This is a genomic window from Agromyces agglutinans (assembly GCF_009647605.1).
In the GTDB taxonomy this organism is placed as follows: Bacteria; Actinomycetota; Actinomycetes; order Actinomycetales; family Microbacteriaceae; genus Agromyces; species Agromyces agglutinans.
The window spans coordinates 84,020-104,119 of record NZ_WJIF01000010.1 but is presented as its reverse complement, the minus strand read 5'-3'; the positions used below and the strand labels follow the sequence as shown (position 1 = coordinate 104,119).

Annotated in this window: 15 protein-coding genes and 1 pseudogene; 4 read left to right on the top strand and 12 right to left on the bottom strand. The window is 74.4% G+C overall.

Translation table 11 applies throughout. The annotated features are described in order from the left end of the window. Positions 1–236: 236 nt before the first annotated feature. Positions 237–1,316 (bottom strand): LacI family DNA-binding transcriptional regulator, encoded by a 1,080-nt coding sequence (locus GE115_RS15185; protein ID WP_153685618.1) that lies wholly within the window; start codon positions 1,314–1,316, stop codon positions 237–239. A gap of 192 nt (positions 1,317–1,508) precedes the next feature. Between GE115_RS15185 and GE115_RS15180 the strand changes: the two genes are divergently transcribed. Beyond that, positions 1,509–2,858, top strand: a complete 1,350-nt coding sequence (locus GE115_RS15180) for a Gfo/Idh/MocA family protein (protein ID WP_172979958.1) — start codon at positions 1,509–1,511, stop codon at positions 2,856–2,858. A gap of 292 nt (positions 2,859–3,150) precedes the next feature. Here GE115_RS15180 and GE115_RS15175 read toward each other — a convergent pair whose 3' ends face one another. The 6 genes and pseudogenes from GE115_RS15175 to GE115_RS19135 all read right to left on the bottom strand — a co-directional run. After that, on the bottom strand, positions 3,151–4,311 hold the full coding sequence (locus GE115_RS15175) for an MFS transporter (protein WP_172979957.1): 1,161 nt from the start codon (positions 4,309–4,311) through the stop codon (positions 3,151–3,153). 177 nt (positions 4,312–4,488) lie between these two features. Continuing rightward, on the bottom strand, positions 4,489–5,991 hold the full coding sequence (locus GE115_RS15170; RefSeq protein ID WP_153685615.1) for an aldehyde dehydrogenase (NADP(+)): 1,503 nt from the start codon (positions 5,989–5,991) through the stop codon (positions 4,489–4,491). A 45-nt stretch (positions 5,992–6,036) separates the two neighbouring features. Further along, positions 6,037–7,131 (bottom strand): mandelate racemase/muconate lactonizing enzyme family protein, encoded by a 1,095-nt coding sequence (locus GE115_RS15165; protein ID WP_153685614.1) that lies wholly within the window; start codon positions 7,129–7,131, stop codon positions 6,037–6,039. Continuing rightward, complete coding sequence (locus GE115_RS15160; protein ID WP_153685613.1) at positions 7,128–8,132, bottom strand: 5-dehydro-4-deoxyglucarate dehydratase; 1,005 nt, start codon at positions 8,130–8,132, stop codon at positions 7,128–7,130. The genes GE115_RS15165 and GE115_RS15160 overlap by 4 nt, the downstream gene beginning before the upstream one ends. Then, positions 8,129–8,722 carry an NAD-dependent epimerase/dehydratase family protein gene (locus GE115_RS19140; protein ID WP_446678402.1) on the bottom strand — a complete coding sequence of 198 codons (594 nt, stop codon included), beginning with the start codon at positions 8,720–8,722 and terminating at the stop codon, positions 8,129–8,131. Before GE115_RS19140 ends, GE115_RS15160 begins: the two co-directional genes overlap by 4 nt. Before the next feature lie 137 nt (positions 8,723–8,859). Beyond that, positions 8,860–9,156 (bottom strand): annotated as a pseudogene (locus GE115_RS19135) (NAD-dependent epimerase/dehydratase family protein); the annotation flags it as partial. 125 nt (positions 9,157–9,281) lie between these two features. Here GE115_RS19135 and GE115_RS15150 point away from each other — a divergent pair. Both GE115_RS15150 and GE115_RS15145 read left to right on the top strand, forming a co-directional pair. After that, positions 9,282–10,298: a LacI family DNA-binding transcriptional regulator gene (locus GE115_RS15150; protein WP_153685612.1), complete on the top strand. Its 1,017-nt coding sequence runs from the start codon at positions 9,282–9,284 to the stop codon at positions 10,296–10,298. After that, on the top strand, positions 10,295–11,431 hold the full coding sequence (locus GE115_RS15145) for a M24 family metallopeptidase (RefSeq protein WP_312855230.1): 1,137 nt from the start codon (positions 10,295–10,297) through the stop codon (positions 11,429–11,431). Before GE115_RS15150 ends, GE115_RS15145 begins: the two co-directional genes overlap by 4 nt. Before the next feature lie 28 nt (positions 11,432–11,459). On the opposite strand, the gene GE115_RS15140 is transcribed toward GE115_RS15145, so the two are convergent. The 3 genes from GE115_RS15140 to GE115_RS15130 form a co-directional block, all read right to left on the bottom strand. Next, positions 11,460–12,437 (bottom strand): serine hydrolase domain-containing protein, encoded by a 978-nt coding sequence (locus GE115_RS15140; RefSeq protein ID WP_153685611.1) that lies wholly within the window; start codon positions 12,435–12,437, stop codon positions 11,460–11,462. Between the two features lie 74 nt (positions 12,438–12,511). Further along, positions 12,512–13,870: a cellulase-like family protein gene (locus GE115_RS15135; protein WP_153685610.1), complete on the bottom strand. Its 1,359-nt coding sequence runs from the start codon at positions 13,868–13,870 to the stop codon at positions 12,512–12,514. Next, positions 13,867–17,136 (bottom strand): DUF5107 domain-containing protein, encoded by a 3,270-nt coding sequence (locus GE115_RS15130; protein ID WP_153685609.1) that lies wholly within the window; start codon positions 17,134–17,136, stop codon positions 13,867–13,869. The genes GE115_RS15135 and GE115_RS15130 overlap by 4 nt, the downstream gene beginning before the upstream one ends. A gap of 128 nt (positions 17,137–17,264) precedes the next feature. Here GE115_RS15130 and GE115_RS15125 point away from each other — a divergent pair, with 128 nt between their 5' ends. Continuing rightward, complete coding sequence (locus GE115_RS15125) at positions 17,265–18,128, top strand: AraC family transcriptional regulator (protein ID WP_153685608.1); 864 nt, start codon at positions 17,265–17,267, stop codon at positions 18,126–18,128. Between the two features lie 51 nt (positions 18,129–18,179). Here the strand turns inward: GE115_RS15125 and GE115_RS15120 are convergent, their stop codons facing one another. Further along, positions 18,180–19,142: a carbohydrate ABC transporter permease gene (locus GE115_RS15120; RefSeq protein ID WP_246190826.1), complete on the bottom strand. Its 963-nt coding sequence runs from the start codon at positions 19,140–19,142 to the stop codon at positions 18,180–18,182. Next, positions 19,136–20,065: a carbohydrate ABC transporter permease gene (locus GE115_RS15115; protein WP_312855229.1), complete on the bottom strand. Its 930-nt coding sequence runs from the start codon at positions 20,063–20,065 to the stop codon at positions 19,136–19,138. The genes GE115_RS15120 and GE115_RS15115 overlap by 7 nt, the downstream gene beginning before the upstream one ends. Positions 20,066–20,100 lie beyond the last annotated feature (35 nt).

The window sequence follows — 20,100 nt, the reverse complement described above, 5'->3', positions numbered from 1 at the left end:
GTCGTCCTGTTCGTGCGGGTGCGGGTGCGGCGGCTCGTTCGATCGGTCCGGCGCGTCGGAAAGCGTTTACCAGAGTGTGCCACAGGAGTCGGCGCCTCGCAAGACCTCGTCAGCCCGAGTGGACGTGGCGGCGATTCGCCCGGGCCGCCGCGGTGCGAGTTGCTCGCGGCAGTGCGCCGAGTTCCTCGCACCGGTGCGAGGAACCCGCACCGCGGCGGGAGGTGCGACGACCGTGGTCAGCCGATGCCGGGCGTCGAGGCGCGCAGGACCACCTCGGCCTCGACCGAGCCGCCGCGAGGGTGAGCGGTCTCACCGGCCGTGGCGTCCGCGTCGGCGCCGGCGTCGGCATCCTCGGCGAGCGCCAGGCGCAGCGCTCGCCGGCCGAGCTCCTCGAGCGGCACGCGAACCGTCGTGAGCGGGGGCGTGACATCCTGCACCGTGGGGATGTCGTCGAACCCGGCGATCGCGAGGTCGCGGCCGGGCGTGAGGCCGGCGTCGCGGATCGCGGAGAGCGCGCCGACCGCCATCACGTCGTTGGTCGCGAAGACGAGCTCGATGCCGTCGAGACCGCGCTCGATGAGCCGGCGCGCCCCGTCGTAGCCGCCGTCGCGCGTGAACGCCGAGCGCACGACGTCGGCGTCGTCGAGCCGGCCGCCGACGGCCGCGAGCCCGGCCCGGAAACCCTCGAGCCGATCGGCCGCCGTGCGCAGCCCCTCGCCGCCGGTCACGACCGCGAAGCGCCGGTACCCGAGGCCGACGAGCTCGCGGGCGAGCCGCTCGGCGCCGCCGCGGTTCTCGAGCAGCACGGTGCGGAAGTCGAGTTCGTTGCGGCTGATCAGCACCACGCGACCGCCGGATGCCTCGTACGCCGCGAGTTCGTCGGCGAGCGCGCCCTCGGTGCGGTCGACCGTGGGGCGCGAGCCCGCCAGGATCATCACGCGTGGGCGCTGGCCGCGCAACTGCCGGACGAGCTCGAGCTCGCGCTCGGGGTCGCGCTCGGTGGCGGCCATGGTGACGATGAGGTGCTCGGCATCGGCCTCGGCGACGACGCCCGCCGCGATCGACGAGAAGTACGGGTCGGCGATGTCGGCGACGAGCAGGGCCACCGTCGTGGTCGTGCCCCTGGCGACGGCCTGCGCCGAGAGGTTCGGCGTGTAGTTGAGCTTCGCCGCGGCGTCGAGCACGCGCTGCCGGTACTCCTCGTTGACCCGGCGAGTGCTGCCGTTCAACGAGCGCGACGCCGTCGCGAGCGAGACGCCGGCCTCGCGCGCCACATCGTGCAGGGTGGCCGGGGTGGTGCGGCTCGGCTCGCTCATTGATCCTCCAGGCACGGGGCGGGGCTTCGGGCGACACATGCTACCGCGGCGGCCGTTCGACGCGGGGCTCGGCGGCTGCTACAAATGGAAGACCACGAGATAGCGCTTTCCCAGAGTCATCCGGCGGCGATCGACGAGCCGCTCACTGGCGCTGGAAATCGATTTCTCCCGACCCCATCAGGAGCACCCGCAATGACGCAGCGCGAACGGTACGGACTCATCGGCACGGGCAGCCGCGCCGGCATGTACATCGGGGCCATGACCGGCACCGTGGTCGGTGCCGAGCAGGTTCCCGGGCAGGCCGAGCTCGTCGCCTGGAGCGATGCGAACCCGGGCCGCCTCGACGTCTACGAGCGAGAGGTCGTCGAGGCGGGGCATCCGGTGCCCGCGCGGTACGCGCCCGACGACCTCGAGCGCATGATCGTCGACGAGCGGCTCGACCGCGTCGTCATCACGACCCCCGACTTCACGCACGCCGAGTACATCGTGCGAGCGCTCCGTGCCGGTGCCGACGTCGTCGTCGAGAAGCCGCTCACCATCGACGCCGAGAGCGTGCGGCGCATCGGCGAGGCCATCGCCGAGACCGGGCGCGAGGTCATCACGACGTTCAACTACCGCTACAGCCCCCGCAACTCGACGCTGCGTCAGGTCATCGCCGACGGCCGTATCGGCCGCGTCACGAGCGTGCACTTCGAGTGGGCGCTCGACACCGTGCACGGGGCCGACTACTTCCGCCGCTGGCACCGCGAGAAGCAGCACTCGGGCGGCCTGTTCATCCACAAGGCGTCGCACCACTTCGACCTCGTCAACTGGTGGATCCAGGCGTCGCCCGTGCGCGTGTTCGCGAGCGGCGGGCTGCGCTTCTACGGCGCCGAGAACGCGGCGGCGCGCGGGCTCGGACTCGAGGGGCGACCCGGGCGCGGCACGGGTGCGGCCGGCGATCCGTTCGCGCTCGACCTCGCGGCCGACGAGCGGCTGAAGCGCCTCTACCTCGACCAGGAGCACCACGACGGCTACCTGCGCGACCGCGACGTGTTCGACCCGGGCATCACGATCGAGGACAACCTCGCCGCGCTCGTCGACTACGACACCGGGGCGACGATGAGCTACTCGCTGAACGCGCACGCCCCCTGGGAGGGGTACCGCGTCACCGTCAACGGCACCGAGGGCCGCGCGGAGCTCGAGGTCGTCGAACGCGGATCGGTGCTCGTCGGCGCCGACGGGAAGGTCGTCGTCGACCCGAGCATGCACCCCGACGACGTGCCCGCCGACGACGTGCGCCCGCACGCCGAGCGCCTCGTCGTGCAACGGCACTGGGAGCAGGCCCAGGTCGTCGAGATCCCGCAGGGCATCGGCGGCCACGGCGGCGGCGACGCCTACCTGCTCGGGCACCTGTTCGGGCGGGTGACGGATGACCCTCCGCTCGGGCGGGTCTCCGGCTACGCCGACGGCGTGCGCGCCGTCGCGGTCGGCATCGCCGGCAACCGGTCGCTCGAGACGGGCGAGCCGGTGCGCGTCGCCGACCTCGGGCTCGGGCTGTAGCAGCCGGCTCGCCGCCCCGCGGCGATCGGCCGCCGTCGGTCGCCAGCCGCCGCAACCCGATCGTCGCCGGCGCTCGTTCAGGAATTCCTGACCGGGTGGCGGCGTGTCGGCACACGACGCGCCGGAGGCGGGGGAGAAATTCCTGAATCGCGATCATGGGGCAGGCGAGGCCGGCGGGAGAGGGCAGGCGAGGCCGTCGGGATGCCGCCGGCGAGGTTGACGGGATGCCTCCGGCGGGGCTGACGGGGACGCCTCGGGCGCGGGCGCCGGGATGCCGCCGCCGAGGCATCCGTCAGCGGTCGATGGGGGCCGCACCGCGCGGGTAGGCGAGCAGCATCGCACCCGACGCGATCCAGGTCGCGCCGATGAGCACGAGCAGCGTGCCCGCGCCGAGCCCGGCTGCGAGCCCGGCGACCGCGGCACCGCCGGCGGCCGCTGCCGCGCGCAGCCCGGCGCCGACCGTGAACACCTGCGAGCGCAGGGCGGGCGGGCTCTGCTGCTTGCGGATGAGCAGCATCGCCGCCGCGCTCGCCGCCGTGAACAGGCCGGATGCCCCGACCGCAGCGGCCGTCCACCACAGGCCGAGGTCGACCGCCGCGACGACGGTGAGCACGCCGGTCGCCGCGAACCCGAGGCCCATGGTCGCCTCGGGGCGCAGGCGCGACGGGCGGCCGGAGTTCCACAGCGCCCCGAGGAGGCCGCCGATCGCGAACGCCGTGACGATGAGCGCGCCCTGGTCGGCGTCGCCCTTGCGCTGCACCGACAGCGCGACGGCCGCGATCGCGAGGCCGCCGGCGCCGAACTGGCTCACCGTGCCGCTCGCGGTGACCACGGCGAGCGGCCGGTGCAGGGCGATGTGGCGGATGCCCCGCGCCATGGTGTGCAGCATCGACCCGCGGGCGGGGGAGCCGGCGGGGCGCAGCCGCAGCGGGATCGTGCCGACGGCGCCGATGAGCGCGCTCGCGGCCATCAGGAGTGTGGCGAGTCGGGCGGAACCGAGTGCTGCCGATGCGGCGACGACGGCCGGGCCGACGACCGAGCCGAGGTTGTAGGCGAGCGCGTCGATCGCGTACGCACGTCGCTCGTCGGGGATGCGCTCGGTGACGTAGCTCGAGAGCCCGCCCATGACGAACGGCCCCGCCGCTCCGCCCGCGAGCAGCACGACGGCGACCGCCCACGCCGGGATCGGGCCGAGGAACGCCGCGATCGCGAAGGACACGCCCATCGCGAGGCCGGCCGCGGCGATGAGCGCCCCGGGCCGGCGGCTGCGGTCGAGGAGCACACCGACGAACGGCGCCGCGACGATGCTCGGTGCGAGCGTGGCCGCCGCGAGCAGCCCCCCGAGCGCGACGTCTCCGGTCTGCTCGACGGCGAGCACCGGGATCGCGACGGTGATGCCGCCGACGGCGAGCCGGGGCGGCGTCGCGGCCGCGAGGTACGTCCCGACGCTCACGGCTGCTCGCCGCCGGCCTCGCCCGATTCCCGCTGGAACCAGGTTGACCCCGAGGAACCAGGCTCTACCTGGGTTCGATCGCCATAACGTGATTCCAGGGGAGTGGGGCAAGAGGGCGACACAGGTTCGAGGCTACGCGGCGACAGGCGCCGGCCGTACCGAGCGACGCCGAGACGGCTACGAGCCCGCGGGCACGACGAGCACGCCGTCGACCCGTCGCGGGATGCCGAGCGGGTTCGACTCCTTGAGCTCGTCGGGCAGTGCGTGCTCCGGGGCATCCTGGAAGGCGACCGGGCGCAGGAACCGCCGCATCGCGGTCATGCCGACCGACGTGTGAATCGACGTCGTCGACGGCCACGGCCCGCCGTGCTGCTGGGCCCAACTGACGGCCACGCCGGTCGGCCAGCCCGCGAAGAGCACGCGCCCGGCCACCTCGGCGAGCACGGCGACGATGTCCGTGACGTCCTCGGACGGCTCGGCGTGCACCGTCGCGGTGAGGCTTCCGCCGACGGCGCGTACGACGTCGAGCGCCTCGTCGAGGTCGCCGTACTCGACGACGAGCGTCGCGGGGCCGAAGCACTCGGCGAGCAGCGCCGACGGGTCGGCGATGACCGCGGCCGCGGTCGTCCGCAGCACCACGGCGGCGCCCGAACCCGGCTGCTGGGCGACCGAGCCCGCGGCGACCTCGACGTCCGCGTGCGCCACGAGGCCGTCGAGCCCGCGTGCGAACGCCTCGGCGATGCCGTCGGTGAGCATGCGCGCCGGTTCGGCCTGTCCGACCGCGGCACCGACGAGGTCGGCGAAGCCGGACCCGGCCGGCACGATCACGACGCCCGGGTTCGTGCAGAACTGCCCGGCCCCGAGCGTGAACGACGCGGCGAGGCCCGCCGCGAGCTCATCGGCGCGAGCGGCGATCGCGGCATCCGTGACGATGACGGGGTTCACCGCGCTGAGCTCGCCGTAGAACGGGATGGGGTCGGGGCGGCCGGCCGCCAGGTCGAACAGCGCCCGCCCGCCGTGCAGGGAGCCGGTGAAGCCGACCGCGCGGATCTCGGGGTGCTGCACGAGCGCCACGCCCGCCTCGCGGCCCTCGACGAGGGAGAGCACGCCGACGGGCGCGCCCGCCGACGTGAGCGCCTCGACGAGGACCTCGGCCGTGCGGCGGCCGAGCCGGAGGTGGGCCGAGTGGTTCTTGACGACGACGGGGCATCCGCTCGCGAGCGCCGAGGCGGTGTCGCCGCCGGCGACCGAGAACGCGAACGGGAAGTTGGAGGCCCCGAACACGCCCACCGGCCCGAGCGGGCGCAGGAGCCGGCGCAGGTCGGGCCGCGGCGGCGTCGTCGTCGGGTCGCGGTGGTCGACCGTCGCCTCGAGGTAGGAGCCCTCGAGGACGGCGTCGGCGAACAGCCGCAGCTGCGCGGTCGTGCGGGCGAGCTCGCCGGTGAGGCGCGCCTCGCCGAGGTGCGACTCCGCGTCGGCGAGCGGCACGAGCTCGTCGCGGTGCGCGTCGAGCGCGTCGGCCGCGGCACGCAGCCAGCGGGCGCGCTCGGCGGCGCTCGAGCGCACGGTGACCTCGAACGCCGCGCGCGCGGCACGCGCGGCGGTGTCGAGGTCGGCGGGCACGGGCAGGGCCGCGCTCGCGACGTCCGTGTCGAGGTCGGTGGGGTGCAGGGCGGTCATCTTCGATCCTCCGAGGTTCGAGGGGCGGGTTTCAGGCTCGCAGGTTCAGGGCGCCGATGCGAGGGCTCCCGAGGCATCCCGCAGTCGGATGCCGAGGCCCGGGAGCCGCGCGTCGCGGGCCCAGCCCGACTCGACGACGACGGGCGCGTCACCCGTGAGCACGCCGAGCTCGGCGAGCGAGGCATCCTCGGCGGACTCGACGGCGACGTCCTGCTCGACCGCCATCGCGAGTTGCGCGCTGAGGTCGAGCAGGAGGTGCGGCGCGAGCTCGACGCCGCGGTCGGCGGCGAGCCGGGCGATGCCGAGGAACGGCGTGATTCCGCCGACGCGCACGAGGTTCGGCTGGACGATGCGTGCGACGCCCGCGTCGATGAACTCGGCGAAGCGGTAGCGCGTGTACAGGTTCTCGCCGACGGCGATGGGCACGTCGATCGCGTCGGCCAGCCGCACGTGCGAGGCGAGGTCGTCGGCGCGCAGCGGCTCCTCGATCCAGCGCAGGCCGAACGGCGTCAGCGCCTCCATGGCGCGGAGCGCGTCGTCGAGGCCCCACAGCTGGTTCGCGTCGATCATGAGCTCGCGCTCGGGACCGATCACCTCGCGCACGGCTCGTACGCGCTCGACGTCATCGGCCAGGTCGGGCAGGCCGACCTTGACCTTGACGGCCTCGAATCCGGCCGCGACCCAGCGCTCGGCCTGGGCGACGAGGTCGTCGAGCGGGTAGTGCCGGTTGATGCCGCTGCCGTAGGCGCGCACCCGATCGCGTCGGCGGCCGAGATGATCGGCGACGGATGCCCCCGCGCGCCGCGCGGCGAGGTCCCAGAGGGCGAGGTCGAGCCCCGCCATCGCGATCGTGGTGACGCCTCCGCCGCCCGCCTCGTGCAGGTGCCGCCACAGCGGCTCCCAGATCTCGGCGGCGTCGGCCGGGCGTCCGACGACCCAGTCGCGGATGTCGTGCTCGAGCATGGCCTGGACCGAGGCCGCGCCGATCGTCGGCGTCCAGCTGAAGCCGTGGCCGACCGCGCCGTCGGCGTCTTCGACCTCGACCGCGAGGAAGGTGAGGTCCCGCACGTCGGGCCCCCACGGCCGGGCCAGCGGTGCGCGGAGCCTCCGGGTGTCGAGCCGGCGGATCGGGGCGGTCATCGTGCGGCGACCGCCTCGGCGGCGGATGCCTCGCCGGCCGATGCCTCGGCGGCCGTCGACGCATCGCCGGCCGTCGACGCATCGCCGGCGCCGAGTCGGGCCGCGAGCTCGAGCCCGGCGTCGAGGATCGCCCCGAGCCGCGCCTCCTGCTCGGGCGTCGGATCGACGAGCGGCGGTCGCACCGAGCCGACCGGCAGGCCGCGCAGGCGCAGGCCCGCCTTCACGAGCGAGACGCCGAAGCCGGGGGTCTCGTCGCGCAGCGCGACGAGCGGGCGGTAGAAGCCGTCGAGGAGCGACATCCGCGTCGCCTCGTCGCCCGATTCGTAGGCGCGGTAGTGGAGCGCGGCGACCTCGGGGACCATCGCGAACGCGGCCGACGAGTACAGCGGGATGCCGATGCCGCGGTACGCTCCCTGGCTGAGCTCGGCGGTGAGCAGGCCGTTGAAGAACGCGAGGTCGCGGCCGGTGGCGCGCGCGGCGAGCACGATCTCCTGCGCCAGGCCGATGTCGCCCGTGCCGTCCTTGAAGCCGACGACCTTCGGGTTCTCGGCGAGCCGCGCGATCGCGCCGGGCGTGTACCGCGCGGTGCCGCGGTGATAGACGACCACGGGGAGGTCGGTCTCGGCGGTGATCGCCTCGACCCACGCGACGAGTCCGTCGGTCGTGCCCGAGACGAGGTACGGCGGCAGCAGGAGCAGTCCGTCGGCGCCCGCGTCGGCGGCGGCGCGGGCGGTCTCGAGCGCGTCGCCGAGGCTGCCGCCCGAGCCGGCGATCACGGGCACGCGGCCGCCGACCGTGTCGACCGTGGTGCGCACGACGTCGGCGATCTCGCGGGTCGACAGTGCGTGGAACTCACCCGTGCCGCACGCCGGGAACACGCCGCCCGGCGCGAAGTCGAGGCGGCTCGCCACGTGCTCGGCGAGCAGGTCGAGGTCGACCCGGCCCGTGGTGTCGAAGGGCGTGACGGGGAAGAAGAGGACTCCGTCGAAGCTGAGGGTCATGCGGTCTCCAGGAGGGTGTCGGTGGTGGAGGCGGCGGCCGCGGCGGGCCGGCAGAAGGGCAGCTCGGTGCGCCAGCTGCGGCGCGCGCGCCAGCCGAGGCGCTGCTCGGCCTTCGCCGCGGAGAACACCGGGCTCGTGCCCGTGAGCGCGTCGGCGGCCTCGCCGAGCGCCGGCGCGAACTCGCGCCACAGCTCGGCCACGGGCTGCACCGACATCGCGTCGGCGGCGCCGACGAAGAATCCCTCGCCGTCGATGTCGGCCGCCGGCGCGGCGAGCCACGTGGCCGTGAAGTCCGCTGCGTCCCGCGCGTCGACGTAGTTGAACAGGCTGACGGCGGCCAGCGCCGGGTTCTCGAGCCGTTCGGCGATCGAGTGCCCCTGTTGCGTGGGGGCGCCCGCCCACTCCTCGGGCGAGACGACGTAGCACGGGCGGAAGAACCCGAAGGCGCCGGGCGCGGTGCGGGCGAACGTGCGCACCAGCTCTTCGATGACGACCTTCGAGACCGCGTAGGCGTTCGACGGGGCGAGCGGGTGCGCCTCGTCGAGCGGCAGGTACGACGGATGCCACGACGGCACGCCGTAGCCCAGCACGGTCGGGCTGCTCGCGGCGAGCACACGGCCGACGCCGGCGTGCGCGGCGNCGACGGATGCCACGACGGCACGCCGTAGCCCAGCACGGTCGGGCTGCTCGCGGCGAGCACACGGCCGACGCCGGCGTGCGCGGCGGCGGCGAGCACCGTGTGCGCGATGGTCGTGTTCGTCACGAGGATCTCGCGCTCGGGTGCGCTGAACGGCACCGCGATGGCGGCGAGGTGCACGATCGCGTCGGGCCGGGTCTCGGCGAGCAGGCGGGCCACGGATGCCTCGTCGGCGAGGTCGGCGACGTGCTCCTCGACCCGATCGTCGAGGTCGGCGAGCCCGGCGCGGGCGCGGTCGGCTCCGATGACCTCGTGGCCGGCCGTGGCCAACCCGAGCGCGGTGCTCCGGCCGAGCCGGCCGGCTGAGCCCGTGACGAGGACGCGCATCATGTTCTCCCTCTTCGGAGGATCGGCTGAGAAATCGCTTTCTCGCCGTGAGCGTACAGAATTCGGGCATGTATGGCAATGTCGTGCCTAAGATGGGGAATCGATTTCCCGACACGGAGGTGCGCATGACCGAACGCGTCAAGTCGGCGACGATCGCCGACGTCGCGGCCCGCGCCGGCGTCTCGCAGGCGAGCGTCTCACGCGTGCTGAACGGCAAGTCGACCGTCGATCCCGAGATCGTGCGGTCGGTGCGCCGCGCCGTGGCCGACCTCGGCTACCGGCCGAGCCTCGCGGCGCGCAGCCTGGTGCAGGGTCGCAACCAGACCGTCGCGATGGTCGTGCCCGACCTCGAGAACCCGCTGTTCCAGGGCATCCTCAAGGGCCTGAGCGTCGCCGCCGCGGCCGACGGATACCGGGTGCTCGTCGCCGACACGGTCGAGCGGGTCGACGAGGAGGAGCCCACCGCGATCGAGGCGCGCGAGCGCTGCGACGCGATCGTGCTCTGCGCCCCCCGCCTCCCGGCCGACCGGCTCGCGAAGCTCACCGCGCGCGTGGCGCCGGCCGTCGTCGTCAACCGGGCCGTCGACGGCGACGCTCCCGTGGTCGGGGTCGACTACGCCCGGGGCATCCGCGATCTCGTCGAGCACTTCGCGTCGCTCGGCCACCGCCGCCTGCTCTACCTCGCCGGTCCCGAGTCGAGCGCATCGAACGCCGACCGACTGCGCGGCGTCGCCGAGGCGACTGCGGCCCACCCCGGCGTCGAGATCCGGGTCGCCGCGTGCGGCTCGCGCCTCGACGACGGCTACGCGGCGGCCGACCTCGTCGTGAGCGCCCTGCGCGAGGGCGTGACCGGCGTGCTCGCCTTCAACGACCTCGTCGCGCTCGGGCTGCTCACGCGGCTGCGCGCGCTCGGCGTCGACGTGCCGGGCGCGGTCTCGGTGTCGGGCTTCGACGACGTGCCGATGGCCGCGTTCGCGACGCCCGCGCTGACGAGCCTCTCGGTGCCGCGCGCGGAGCTCGGCGCGCAGGTCTGGTCGCGGCTGCGTGCGCTGATCGCGGGCGAGCCGGCCGGCCACCCGGTGACCTACCGCCCCCGGCTCGAGGTGCGCGAGAGCACCGGCCCGGCCCCGGTGATCGCGTGAGCACGGTGACGGAGGCCTCGACGCCGGCCGGGGCGGCGACGGATGCCGCATCGTCGGCTGCGGTGACGACGGATGCCTCGCTCCCGCCCTCGGCCGACGACCGTCGCGCGAAGCGCGCGCGGCTGCTCGCGCTGCTCGACGAGCACGGTGCCGACTCGCTCATGCTCCGATCGCACGGCGCGGTGTCGTGGTACCTCGACGGGATCCGCACGCACGTGTCGCACGCCGGCGACCCCGTCGTCGCGGTCGTGGTCGATCGCTCGGCCGACGAGATCCGCATCTTCGCGAACGAGGCCGACCGCATCGCCGACGAGGAGCTCGGCGGGTTCGACCGGGCGTCGGTGCACGCGGTGCCCTGGTTCGAGCCGCTCGCGCCCGCGGGCGTCGCCGCGCTCGACGAGGCCGAGGTCGCAGCGGAGCTGCGTGCGGCCCGGGCCTCGCTGCTGCCCGCCGAGCGCGAGCGCTTCCGTCGGCTCGGCCGCGCGTCGGCCGAGGTGATCGGCCGGGTCGCCGCCGACGTCGAACCCGACTGGACCGAGCGGCGCGCGGCCGCCGCCCTTGCGGCTGGGCTCGTCGAGCGCGGCATCGACCCGCTGGTCGTGCTCGTGGCCGGGGCATCCCGCCTCGCGCACCGGCACCCGCTGCCCACCGACGCGCCGCTCGGCCGGCGCGCGATGCTCGTGGTCTGCGGCCGGCGGCACGGGCTGATCGCCAACGTGACCCGGTGGGTCGGGTTCGGCGATGCGGGTGAGGGCGCGCCCGACCGCGAGCGGCGCATCCTCGAGGTGGAGCGCGCCTTCCTCGAGGCGACGACCCCCGGCGCGCGACTCGGCGACGTGTTCGCCGCCGGCGTCGCGGCCTACGCCGACCAGGGCTTCGACGCGGCCGAGTGGCGGCGCCACCACCAGGGCGGCGCGGCCGGATACGTCGGCCGCGATCCCCGAGCCGTCCCGGGAGTCGACGACGTCGTGCATGCGGGCCAGGCGTTCGCGTGGAACCCGACCGCGCCGGGCGCCAAGGTCGAGGACACGCTCGTGCGCGACGCCGACGGCTTCGAGGTACTCACCGTCGACCCCGCGTGGCCGACGATCGAGGTCGGCGGGCTGCCGAGGCCTCTCGCGCTCATGCGCTGAGACGAGCCGTCCCGCGCGAGGTGAGGCCTCAGCCCCGTGACGCCTCCGCCGTGACCAGGTTGCCCAGTTGCTCGGCGTCGAAGCCGAATCGGCCGAGGCCGGCACGGTTCGCCAGCAGCACGGAGCAGACGCCGACCGACGGCGTGATCCAGAACTCGGTGCCGGCCCAGCCGCCGTGGCCGTAGGTGTCGCGGGCGAGCAGGCCGGGCGCCGCGTTCGGCAGGTTCCACGCGAACCCGAAGTCGCGGCCGCGCTCGGCGGGGTAGGGCTCGAGCTTGGGCAGGCCGGCGGTGAGCGGGCGGCGCATCGCCTCCACGGCGAGCGGAGAGACGAGCGTGCCGTCGTCGCGCAGCAGCGCCGACCCGACGGCGAGCAGGTCGACGGCGCGGCCGAAGGCTCCGGCACCGGGATGCCCGAGCGCGGCGAAGCGATCCCAGTCGAGCCCGTGCTCGGCGGCGTCGACGGGGACGTGCCGGCTCGACGAGCGGTCGAACGTGAGGCCCGAGGCATCCGCTCGATCGAAGAGGCGCGCGAATCGCCGCTGCCAGGCCTCGCCGGAGGCGTGCTCGATGAGCGCCGCGACGCCCTCGAAGGCGATCGACGAGTAGCGGGCGACCGTGCCGGCGGCGAAGTCTCGGCCGCCGGCCAGGAGCGAGGGGCGGAGGCCGGCCGGGGTGTCGAGGGGCGGCTCGACGATGCCCGAGGTGTGGCCGACGAGGTGACGCAGCTGCACCTCGTCGGCGCGCAGGGCCGCGAACTCGGGCACCGCGGTGCTGAGCGGCGTCGTCGGCAGCAGGCGACCGGCGTCGACGAGGTCGAGCGCGGTGAGGCCGACCAGCGGCTTGGTGATCGAGAACAGCGGGTAGTGGTCGTCGACGGATGCCTCGCCGAAGGCCTCGAGCGCGACCACGCCCGTGCGGTCGGCGACGCCGAGGACGGCGCTCGGCAGGACGCCCGACTCGACGTGCGAGCGCACCCAGTCGAAGGCGGCGGCGTAGGCGGGCATTGGGTTCCTCTCGGGCGGGCGGGCGGGTGAGCGAGCGGGCAGGGGGGCGGGCGGGCGTGCGGCGGGGTGCCGGCTCAGCGCGACGTGATCTCGCGATTCACGAGCTGCTGCCACTCGACATCCGACCACATGGGATGGTGCGGTGCGGCGTTCGAGCAGGCCACGACGCCCCAGACGCCGTGGTCGAGCGCGGTGCGGATGCCGTGCTCGGCGAGCGCCCGGCCGATCGGGCCCTCCTCGAAGCCGCCGTCGCGCGGCGTGTAGCCGATCCAGCCCTCGCCGACGACGGCCGGCACCGACCGCCACCGCGCCCATTCCGCGACCGCGACGACGCGCGATTCGATCTCGCGCCGCATCACCTCGTGGTGCGCGTCGTAGTGGGCGGCGAGCCACGCGTCCCAGGCGGAGGCGTCGATCCAGTCGTAGCCGTAGATCATCTGGTCGGTGATCACGGTCGCGCGCAGCTTCCACTCGGCGGGGCGTCCGTACTCCTCGACGCTCGGCGCGTCGGCGCGGAGCAGGGCGCGCAGCTCGGCGTTCGGGAACCCCGCGGTGCCCTCGGAGCGGATGTCGATGCGCCGCTGCAGTGCGTCGAGCACGCCGTAGCTGTAGACGTGGAACTGCGCCACCTCGAGCGCCGGCGACAGCCGATGCATCGCCAGGTGCGGCGGCTTGCCGTAGCTCACGGTGACCAGCTGGTCGGGATGCCACGCGCGGAGGCGTGCGAGCGCGGCGACGCCGCTGCCGGCACCGCCGCCGCTCGCGCGGCCGGCCGCCGCACCGCCCGCCGCGCCCGCGTCGACCGCGGGCAGCATCGAGAAATCGACCTCGTTGTGCAGCTCCGTGAACGCGACGACGTCGATGAGGCCCGCGTCGCGGATGTCGTCGAGCAGGCGCCCGAAGGCGTCGGCGAGCACGTCGTACCGGCGTTCGAGCGGCACGGCGTCGATCGCCTCGAACCAGGCGGGGTCGCCCGCGAACGAGGTCGACTGCTGGTACTCCCAGCTCGCGAGCACGACGACGACGCCGCGGCGGCGCGCGGAGGCGAGGAGCTCGAACAGACGCCCGCGCACATCGATCGAGTAGCCGCCGGGCGTGTCGTACCAGCGCGTGCGCTGGCCGTAGTAGCCGCCCGTCGGCGCGGCGCCCAGTCCCTCGATCGGGAGGTCGACCGCCAGCGTGTCGAGTCCGAGGTCGCCCGCGACGAGCAGCGGGGCCGCGCAGATGCGCACGGCGTTGTAGCCGCGGTGCACGGCCTCGGCCATGGCCCGGTCGACGTCATCGAACGGCTCGCCCGCGCCGGCCCGCGTGTACCAGGAGAAGTCCCACAGACTGATCGCCAGCCGGTCGGGCAGGTGCTCGGGAATCCGGCCCGTCGGCGTCGCGTCGGGTTCGGCCGGCATCGCCGGCGTGCCGAGGTGGCGTTCGCTCATGCCGCCGCCTCCATCGAGCGCCGGCCCGCGTCGGCGAGTTCGCGCAGCTCCCGGGCCTCGGCGGCGCGGCGCTCGGCCGTGTCCACCGGGAAGAGCAGCAGCTCGGGCAGCGACGTCGCGAAGTAGTCGACGCGGTCGGCCGAGGCCTCGAGCTCGGCGGCCCGGGCTTCGAGCGCGGCCCAGACGCGCTCGGCCTCCTCCGGTTCGCCGAGCCGGAGGTGGGCCGTGCCGATCCAGGCGTCGCGCGCGCTCACGGTGTGACCGGTCGCGGCGAGGGGCCCGTCGACGTCGCAGGCGCGACGCCACGCCGCCTCCGCGGCGGGGCGATCGCCCAGCGCGGCCTCCGCGTCGCCGAGCAGCACGAAGCGCTCGGCCACGACCTCGGCCGGATGCCGGCCCTCGCCGAGGCGCTCCGGCACGGCGACGCCCGCTGCGAGCAGGTCGCGCGCCGCGCGCGGATCGGTGCGCAGCAGGTCCCCGGCGACGGCGGCGCTCGCGCGGTCGAAGACCGCGATGACCCGGCCCTCGCCGCCCTCGAACGGCTGGAAGGTGCGCCGATCGAGCAGGTCGAGGGCGTCGGCGGCGCGCCCGGTGTCGACGAGCAGGCCCGCGTACTCCACGGCGAGGTCGTCGCGGACGAGCGCCTCGGGACCGGCCGCCTCGATGCCGGCGATGCGGGTCGGCGCGTCGAGACCGCGGATCGACGCGAGCTGGTCGCGCTCGTACACGAGTCGGGCGTCCTGCCCGCCCGCCAGGTCGAGGGCCCGCGCGTAGCGTTCGTCGGCGACGTCGAGGTCGCCGCCGGTGTTGACGAGGGCGACGGCGGCGTTGCGCCAGACGACCGGGTCGTCGGCACCGCCCGCGATCGAGCGTTCGAGCGCGACGAGCGCGTCGGCGGTGCGGCCCGCGTCGAGCAGCCAGCAGCCGAGCAGTCCCGCGGCGCGGGCATCGCCCGGCTCGGCCGCGAGCGCGGCGCGCAGCGCATCGAGGTCGTCGAGGCCGGCCGGGAACGCGAGCCGGACCTCGGCCGCGCGCGCGGCAGTACGCGCGGCGGCGGCACGCCCCGGCTCATCCGCCTCGTCGAGAAAGGCAGCGAGGGCGTAGGACGCGAGGGGAGCGGGGTTGCCGAAGCGGCCGGGCGACGTGCCCGCCGCGCGCTCGGCGAGCCGGATGCCCCGCGGCCGATCGCCGAGGCGGTGCAGCTCGTGCGCCATCGTGAGGAGGGTCCGCGGATCGACCGGGTCGAGGTCGTCGGCGAGGGCTGCGAGCAGCGGGTCGAGCGGGTCCGCGGCGCGGGCGAGCGACAGCAGCGAACCGGCGTCCGCATCGCGGCCGAGGGCGCGCAGCGCCACCACGCGCGCGGCGACGGCCTGGGTGCTCGACGCATCCGTTCGCGACGCCTGCTCGGCGAACTCCAGCGACCGGCGCGCGTCACCCGCGCGGAGGGCGAGGCGGGCGCGGCCGAGGAGGGCGGGCAGGGCGAGGGCGCCGTCCCAGACGGCCTTGCCGAAGGCGTCGGCGGCCTCGGCGAACCGGCCGAGTCGCTCGAGCACGAGCGCGCGCAGGAGCTGCACGTCGGCGTGCTCGGGGTTCAGGTTCCTGCGGGTCTCGCGCGCGAGCGCGGCCTCGAGGTGCTCGAGCGCGGCCTCGGGCTCACCGCGGTCGTAGGCGAGCCGGGCGAGGCCGAGGCGTGCACGGGCGTCGCCGGCGTCGCGGCGCACCGCCTCGGCGAAGTACGGCTCGGCGGCGCGCGTCGGGTGGCGGTACTGCGCGAGGTGCCGGCCCGTGACGACCAGTTCGTCTGACGACGCGATCTCGGCGGGAGCGGGCGGTTCGGTCGCCACCCAGGGTTCTCCGGATGCCGCGGGCCGGGCGCTCCAGCGCACGAGCTCGCGCCCGTCGCCCTCGACGACGAGCACGAGGTCGTCGCGCGTCGCGGGCTCGTCGAGCTCGATCGTCGCGGTGAACGGCCGGCCCGGGCCGATCGCGGCCGACCAGGCGCCCAGCACGGCCGCGCCCCGGCGGAGCTCGATCCGCACGTCGGCGTGCTCGGCGGTGGCGGCGACCCCGACACTCGCGCCGAGCCCGTCGACCTCGAGGCCGACGGCCGCGTCGAGCGTGGCCTGCACGGCGGGCCCGATGTCCTGGATCGGGTACCAGTACTGCCGGAACGACCGGGTCTCGCCCGGCCGCAGCCAGGTGAAGTCGGGCTGGTTGTCGGTGAAGACGCCGGCCATCAGCTCGACGTACGGCCCGTCGCCGTCGGTGAGGTGACGGTCCCACGCGTGCCCGACCTCGCCGTTGCCCCAGGTCCACATCTTCTTGCCCGGCGCGATCGCCCGGTCGGCCCAGTGCACGAAGCCCGCCCGCTCGTCGTGGTCGTAGCCGCCGAAGAAGTCGTCGACGGTGTCGGTGACCATGTAGGAGGTCGGCACGCGCACGTTGCCGGAGAGGTCGATGCGGTCGGCGCCCGCCCGAGCGGCGCCGAGCGCCGGGTAGTCGACGCCGTAGTACGGGCGATCGGCCCGGGGGAACGCGGTGATCGCCCGCCGGGCGTGGTCGGCGACGTAGCGCACATCGGTCGGGAAGAACGACTGGTAGCGGTCGTGCGAGCGCGCCGCGACGTTGGCCCACCAGAGGAAGGTCTGCGGCACGTCGGTCCGGTTCACGAGCCGCGCCTCGAGTTCGATGAGCGAGGAATCGCCGCGCAGGCGGATGCCGTGGCTCGCACGCATGCGCTGCAACGGGTCGAGGTCGCCGTGCCAGGCGGTGACCGAGCCGTCCTCGTGCCGTTCCAGGTGCGTCTCGACGGGCAGGTACGTGGCCGGGCGGTGATGCTGCGGCCAGTTGAACTCGACGCCGCCCGAGATCCAGGGCCCGGCGAGCCCGACGAGGGCCGGCTTGATCACGTTGTTGCGATAGAAGAAGTCGTAGTCGCGGGTCTTGTCGTACCCGATGTGGATGCGCCCGCCCAGCTCGGGCAGGAGCACGAGCCGCACCCACCGGTTCTCGAGGTGGATCGCGCGCCACTCGCGCGGCCGGCGCTCGGGCAGGATGCGGTCGGTGAAGGGGATGGGATACACCTTCCCGCTCGACCCCTGGTAGACCCGTCGGTCGAGGAAGAGGGGGTAGCGATCGGGCTCGGCGGGCTCGTAGGTGTCGATCGTGATCGCCTGCTCCCAGCAGGCGACGCCGCCCGCGTCGAGGCGGGCGCGCTCGGCCGCGGGCGCGTCGGGCAGGACGATCGGATGGTGGACGGTGCTCATGGTTCGACGGTAGATCCGGGTCGGTCGCGGCGGTATGGGTGATTCTGGCGTCGGCATGGAGATTTCGCCGGAGCGCGTGCCGGCACCCGTGCGGATCCGCGCGCGCTGCGCCGTGGCACCATGGAGCCATGGAACGCCGCGACGGATTCGAGCGACAGCGCCTGTGCGTCGTGCCCCGGCCCTCGGTCGCCGAGGCGCTGGCCCGACCCGTGACGAGGCGGCTCGTCGTCACCGACGCGGGCTGGTTTCCCGACGCACAGGGGCACCTGCGGATCCGACCGGACGGCGCGGAGGAGGCCATCGTGCTGGTCTGCACGAGGGGCGCCGGCTGGGTCGACCTCGGTGCCGGGCGCGTCAGGGTCGGTCCGTCGTCCGCCGCCCTCATCCCGCAGGGCGTGCCGCACTCCTACGGGGCCGACGACGGATCGCCATGGACGATCTGGTGGTGCCACCTGCGCGGCACCGATCTCGGCGACCTGTGGAGTGCGGTCGGGTCCGACCGGGAGCATCCGCTCGTCTCGCTGCGGGCGCTCGACCGCGTGACGGCGCTCTGCGACGAGATCGTCTCGGCGCTCGAGCGCGACCAGTCGCCCGCGCGCCTGCTCGCGACGGCCGGCATCGCGTGGCGGCTCATGACGCAGCTCGCCGTCGACCGCCGGCTGCCCGAACGGGGCGAGCCGCTCGAGCGGGCGATGCGCTACCTCGAGGAGCGGGTCGACGGATCCATCCGCGTCTCCGAGCTCGCCCGGCTGGTCGGCGTGTCCGCCTCGCACCTCGGCGCCCTGTTCCGCGACGGCACCGGCGGCGGGGTGCTCGCGTACCACACCGGGCTCAAGATGGCGCGGGCGCGACGGCTGCTCGACACCACCGGGCTGCAGGTGTCCGAGATCGCGCGCGAGGTCGGCTACGACGACCCGCTCTACTTCTCCCGGCAGTTCAGCCGGGTGCACGGCACGAGCCCGAGCGAGTACCGGGCGCTCCGCAAGGGATAGCGCCGGGCTCGTCGCGCGGGCCCGTGACCGAGGCATCCGTCGCACGCCGGATCAGCCCTTGGTGGCACCTGCGGTGAGGTCGGCCTTCCAGAACCGCTGCAGCGAGACCATGAGCACCACCAGCAGGACGACCGAGACCGCCGAACCCGTGACGACGAGGGTCGTGAACGCCGGGTCGCGCTGGATCTGGGAGTTCCACAGGGTGAGGCCGAGGGTGATCGGGAACCGCCTCGTGTCGCTCAGCATGACCAGCGGCAGCAGGTAGTTGTTCCAGATCGTGACGAACTGGAAGAGGAAGATGGTGACGATCGCCGGCGTCATCATGCGCGTCGCGATCGAACCGAAGATGCGCAGGTCGCCCGCGCCGTCGATGCGCGCCGCCTCGACCACCTCGTCGGGAACCGAGGCGTTCGCGTGGATGCGGGCGAGGTAGACGCCGAACGGGCTCACCATGCTCGGCAGCAGCACGCTCCAGTACGAGCCGGTCAGGCCGACCGCGTTGAGCAGGAAGTACAGGGGCAGCGCGATGACGGTCGCCGGCACCAGCACGCCGCCGAGGATCGTCCAGAACAGCGCCTCCTTGCCGCGGAACCGGTACTTCGCGAACGCATAGCCGGCCGCGGTCGCGATCACCGTCGCCACGAGCGCGCCGACGCCCGAGTAGACGACGCTGTTGACGATCCAGACCGAGAAGGCGCCGTCGTCCTGGGTGAACAGCCGGACGAGGTTCTCCCACGCCTGCGGTGCGTCCGAGAACCAGAGCCCGAACGTCGAGTAGAGCTGGCTCGGCGACTTCGTCGCGGCGATGAGCACCCACACGACCGGCAGGAGGAAGTAGATCGCGGCGACGACGAGCGCGGCGTTGACGAGGATGGCGCCGGCGAGGCCGCCGGGGCGCGGGGCGGCGCGGCGGCCGGACCGCAGGTCGTGGGCGGTGCCGGGGCGGCGCGCGCCGCCGCGCGGTCGCGGACCGGGTCGGGGCGCGGGGCGTGCAGGAGCGTCGGTGGTCACCATGCGCGGTTCCCCTTCCGGTTGACGAGGCGGATGAACAGGGCCGAGAACGCGAACGCGAGCAGGGCGACGATGACCGCCATGGCCGCGGCGAGGTTCGGGTTGCCCTGCGAGAACGCCTGGTTGTAGGCGGCGAGGTTCGGCGTGTAGTCGGAGCTGATCGCCGTCGTCAGCGGGCGCAGCACGAGCGGCTCGACGAACAGCTGCAGGGTGCCGATGATCGTGAAGAGCGTGATCAGCACGATCGAGGGCCGGATGAGCGGGAGCTTGATGCTCCAGATCATGCGCCACTCGCTCGCGCCGTCGAGGCGCGCGGCCTCGTAGAGGTCGGACGGGATCGCGTCGAGGGCGGCGATCAGGATGAGCATGTTGTAGCCGGCGAAGCCCCAGAGGGCGATGTTCGCGATCGCGAACAGCACGGCGTCGCTCGACAGCGGGTTCAGGTCGATGCCGACGTTCGAGAGCAGCTGGAGCACCGGGCTCGTCGCCGGGACGTAGAGGAAGCCCCAGAGGAGCGCGGCGATGACGCCGGGAACGCCGTACGGCATGAAGTACGTGACGCGGAAGACGCGCGGGAAGCGGGCGGCGCCGGCGCCGAGCAGGAGCGCGAGCACGAGGGCCGAGACGACCATGAGCGGCACCTCGATGGCGGCGAAGGCGACGAGGCGGCCGAGGCTCGCGACGAACGACGGGTTGGAGAGCGCCGCCATGTAGTTGTCGAGGAAGACGAACTCGCGGCTCGGCGCGGCGAGGCCGAGGCCGCTCGACTTCTGCGCGAAGAGGCTGTCGACGATCGCGTAGACGATCGGGGCGATGAAGAACGCCGCGAACATCACGAGGAACGGCAGGAGCAGCGCCCACAGCGCCGCGGGCGGGCGCCGTCGGCGCGCTGGTCGGGTGGCTTCGGCTGCTGGGATGGCCGTCACGATGACTCCTCGGTGCTGCTGCGGTGCCTCGATGG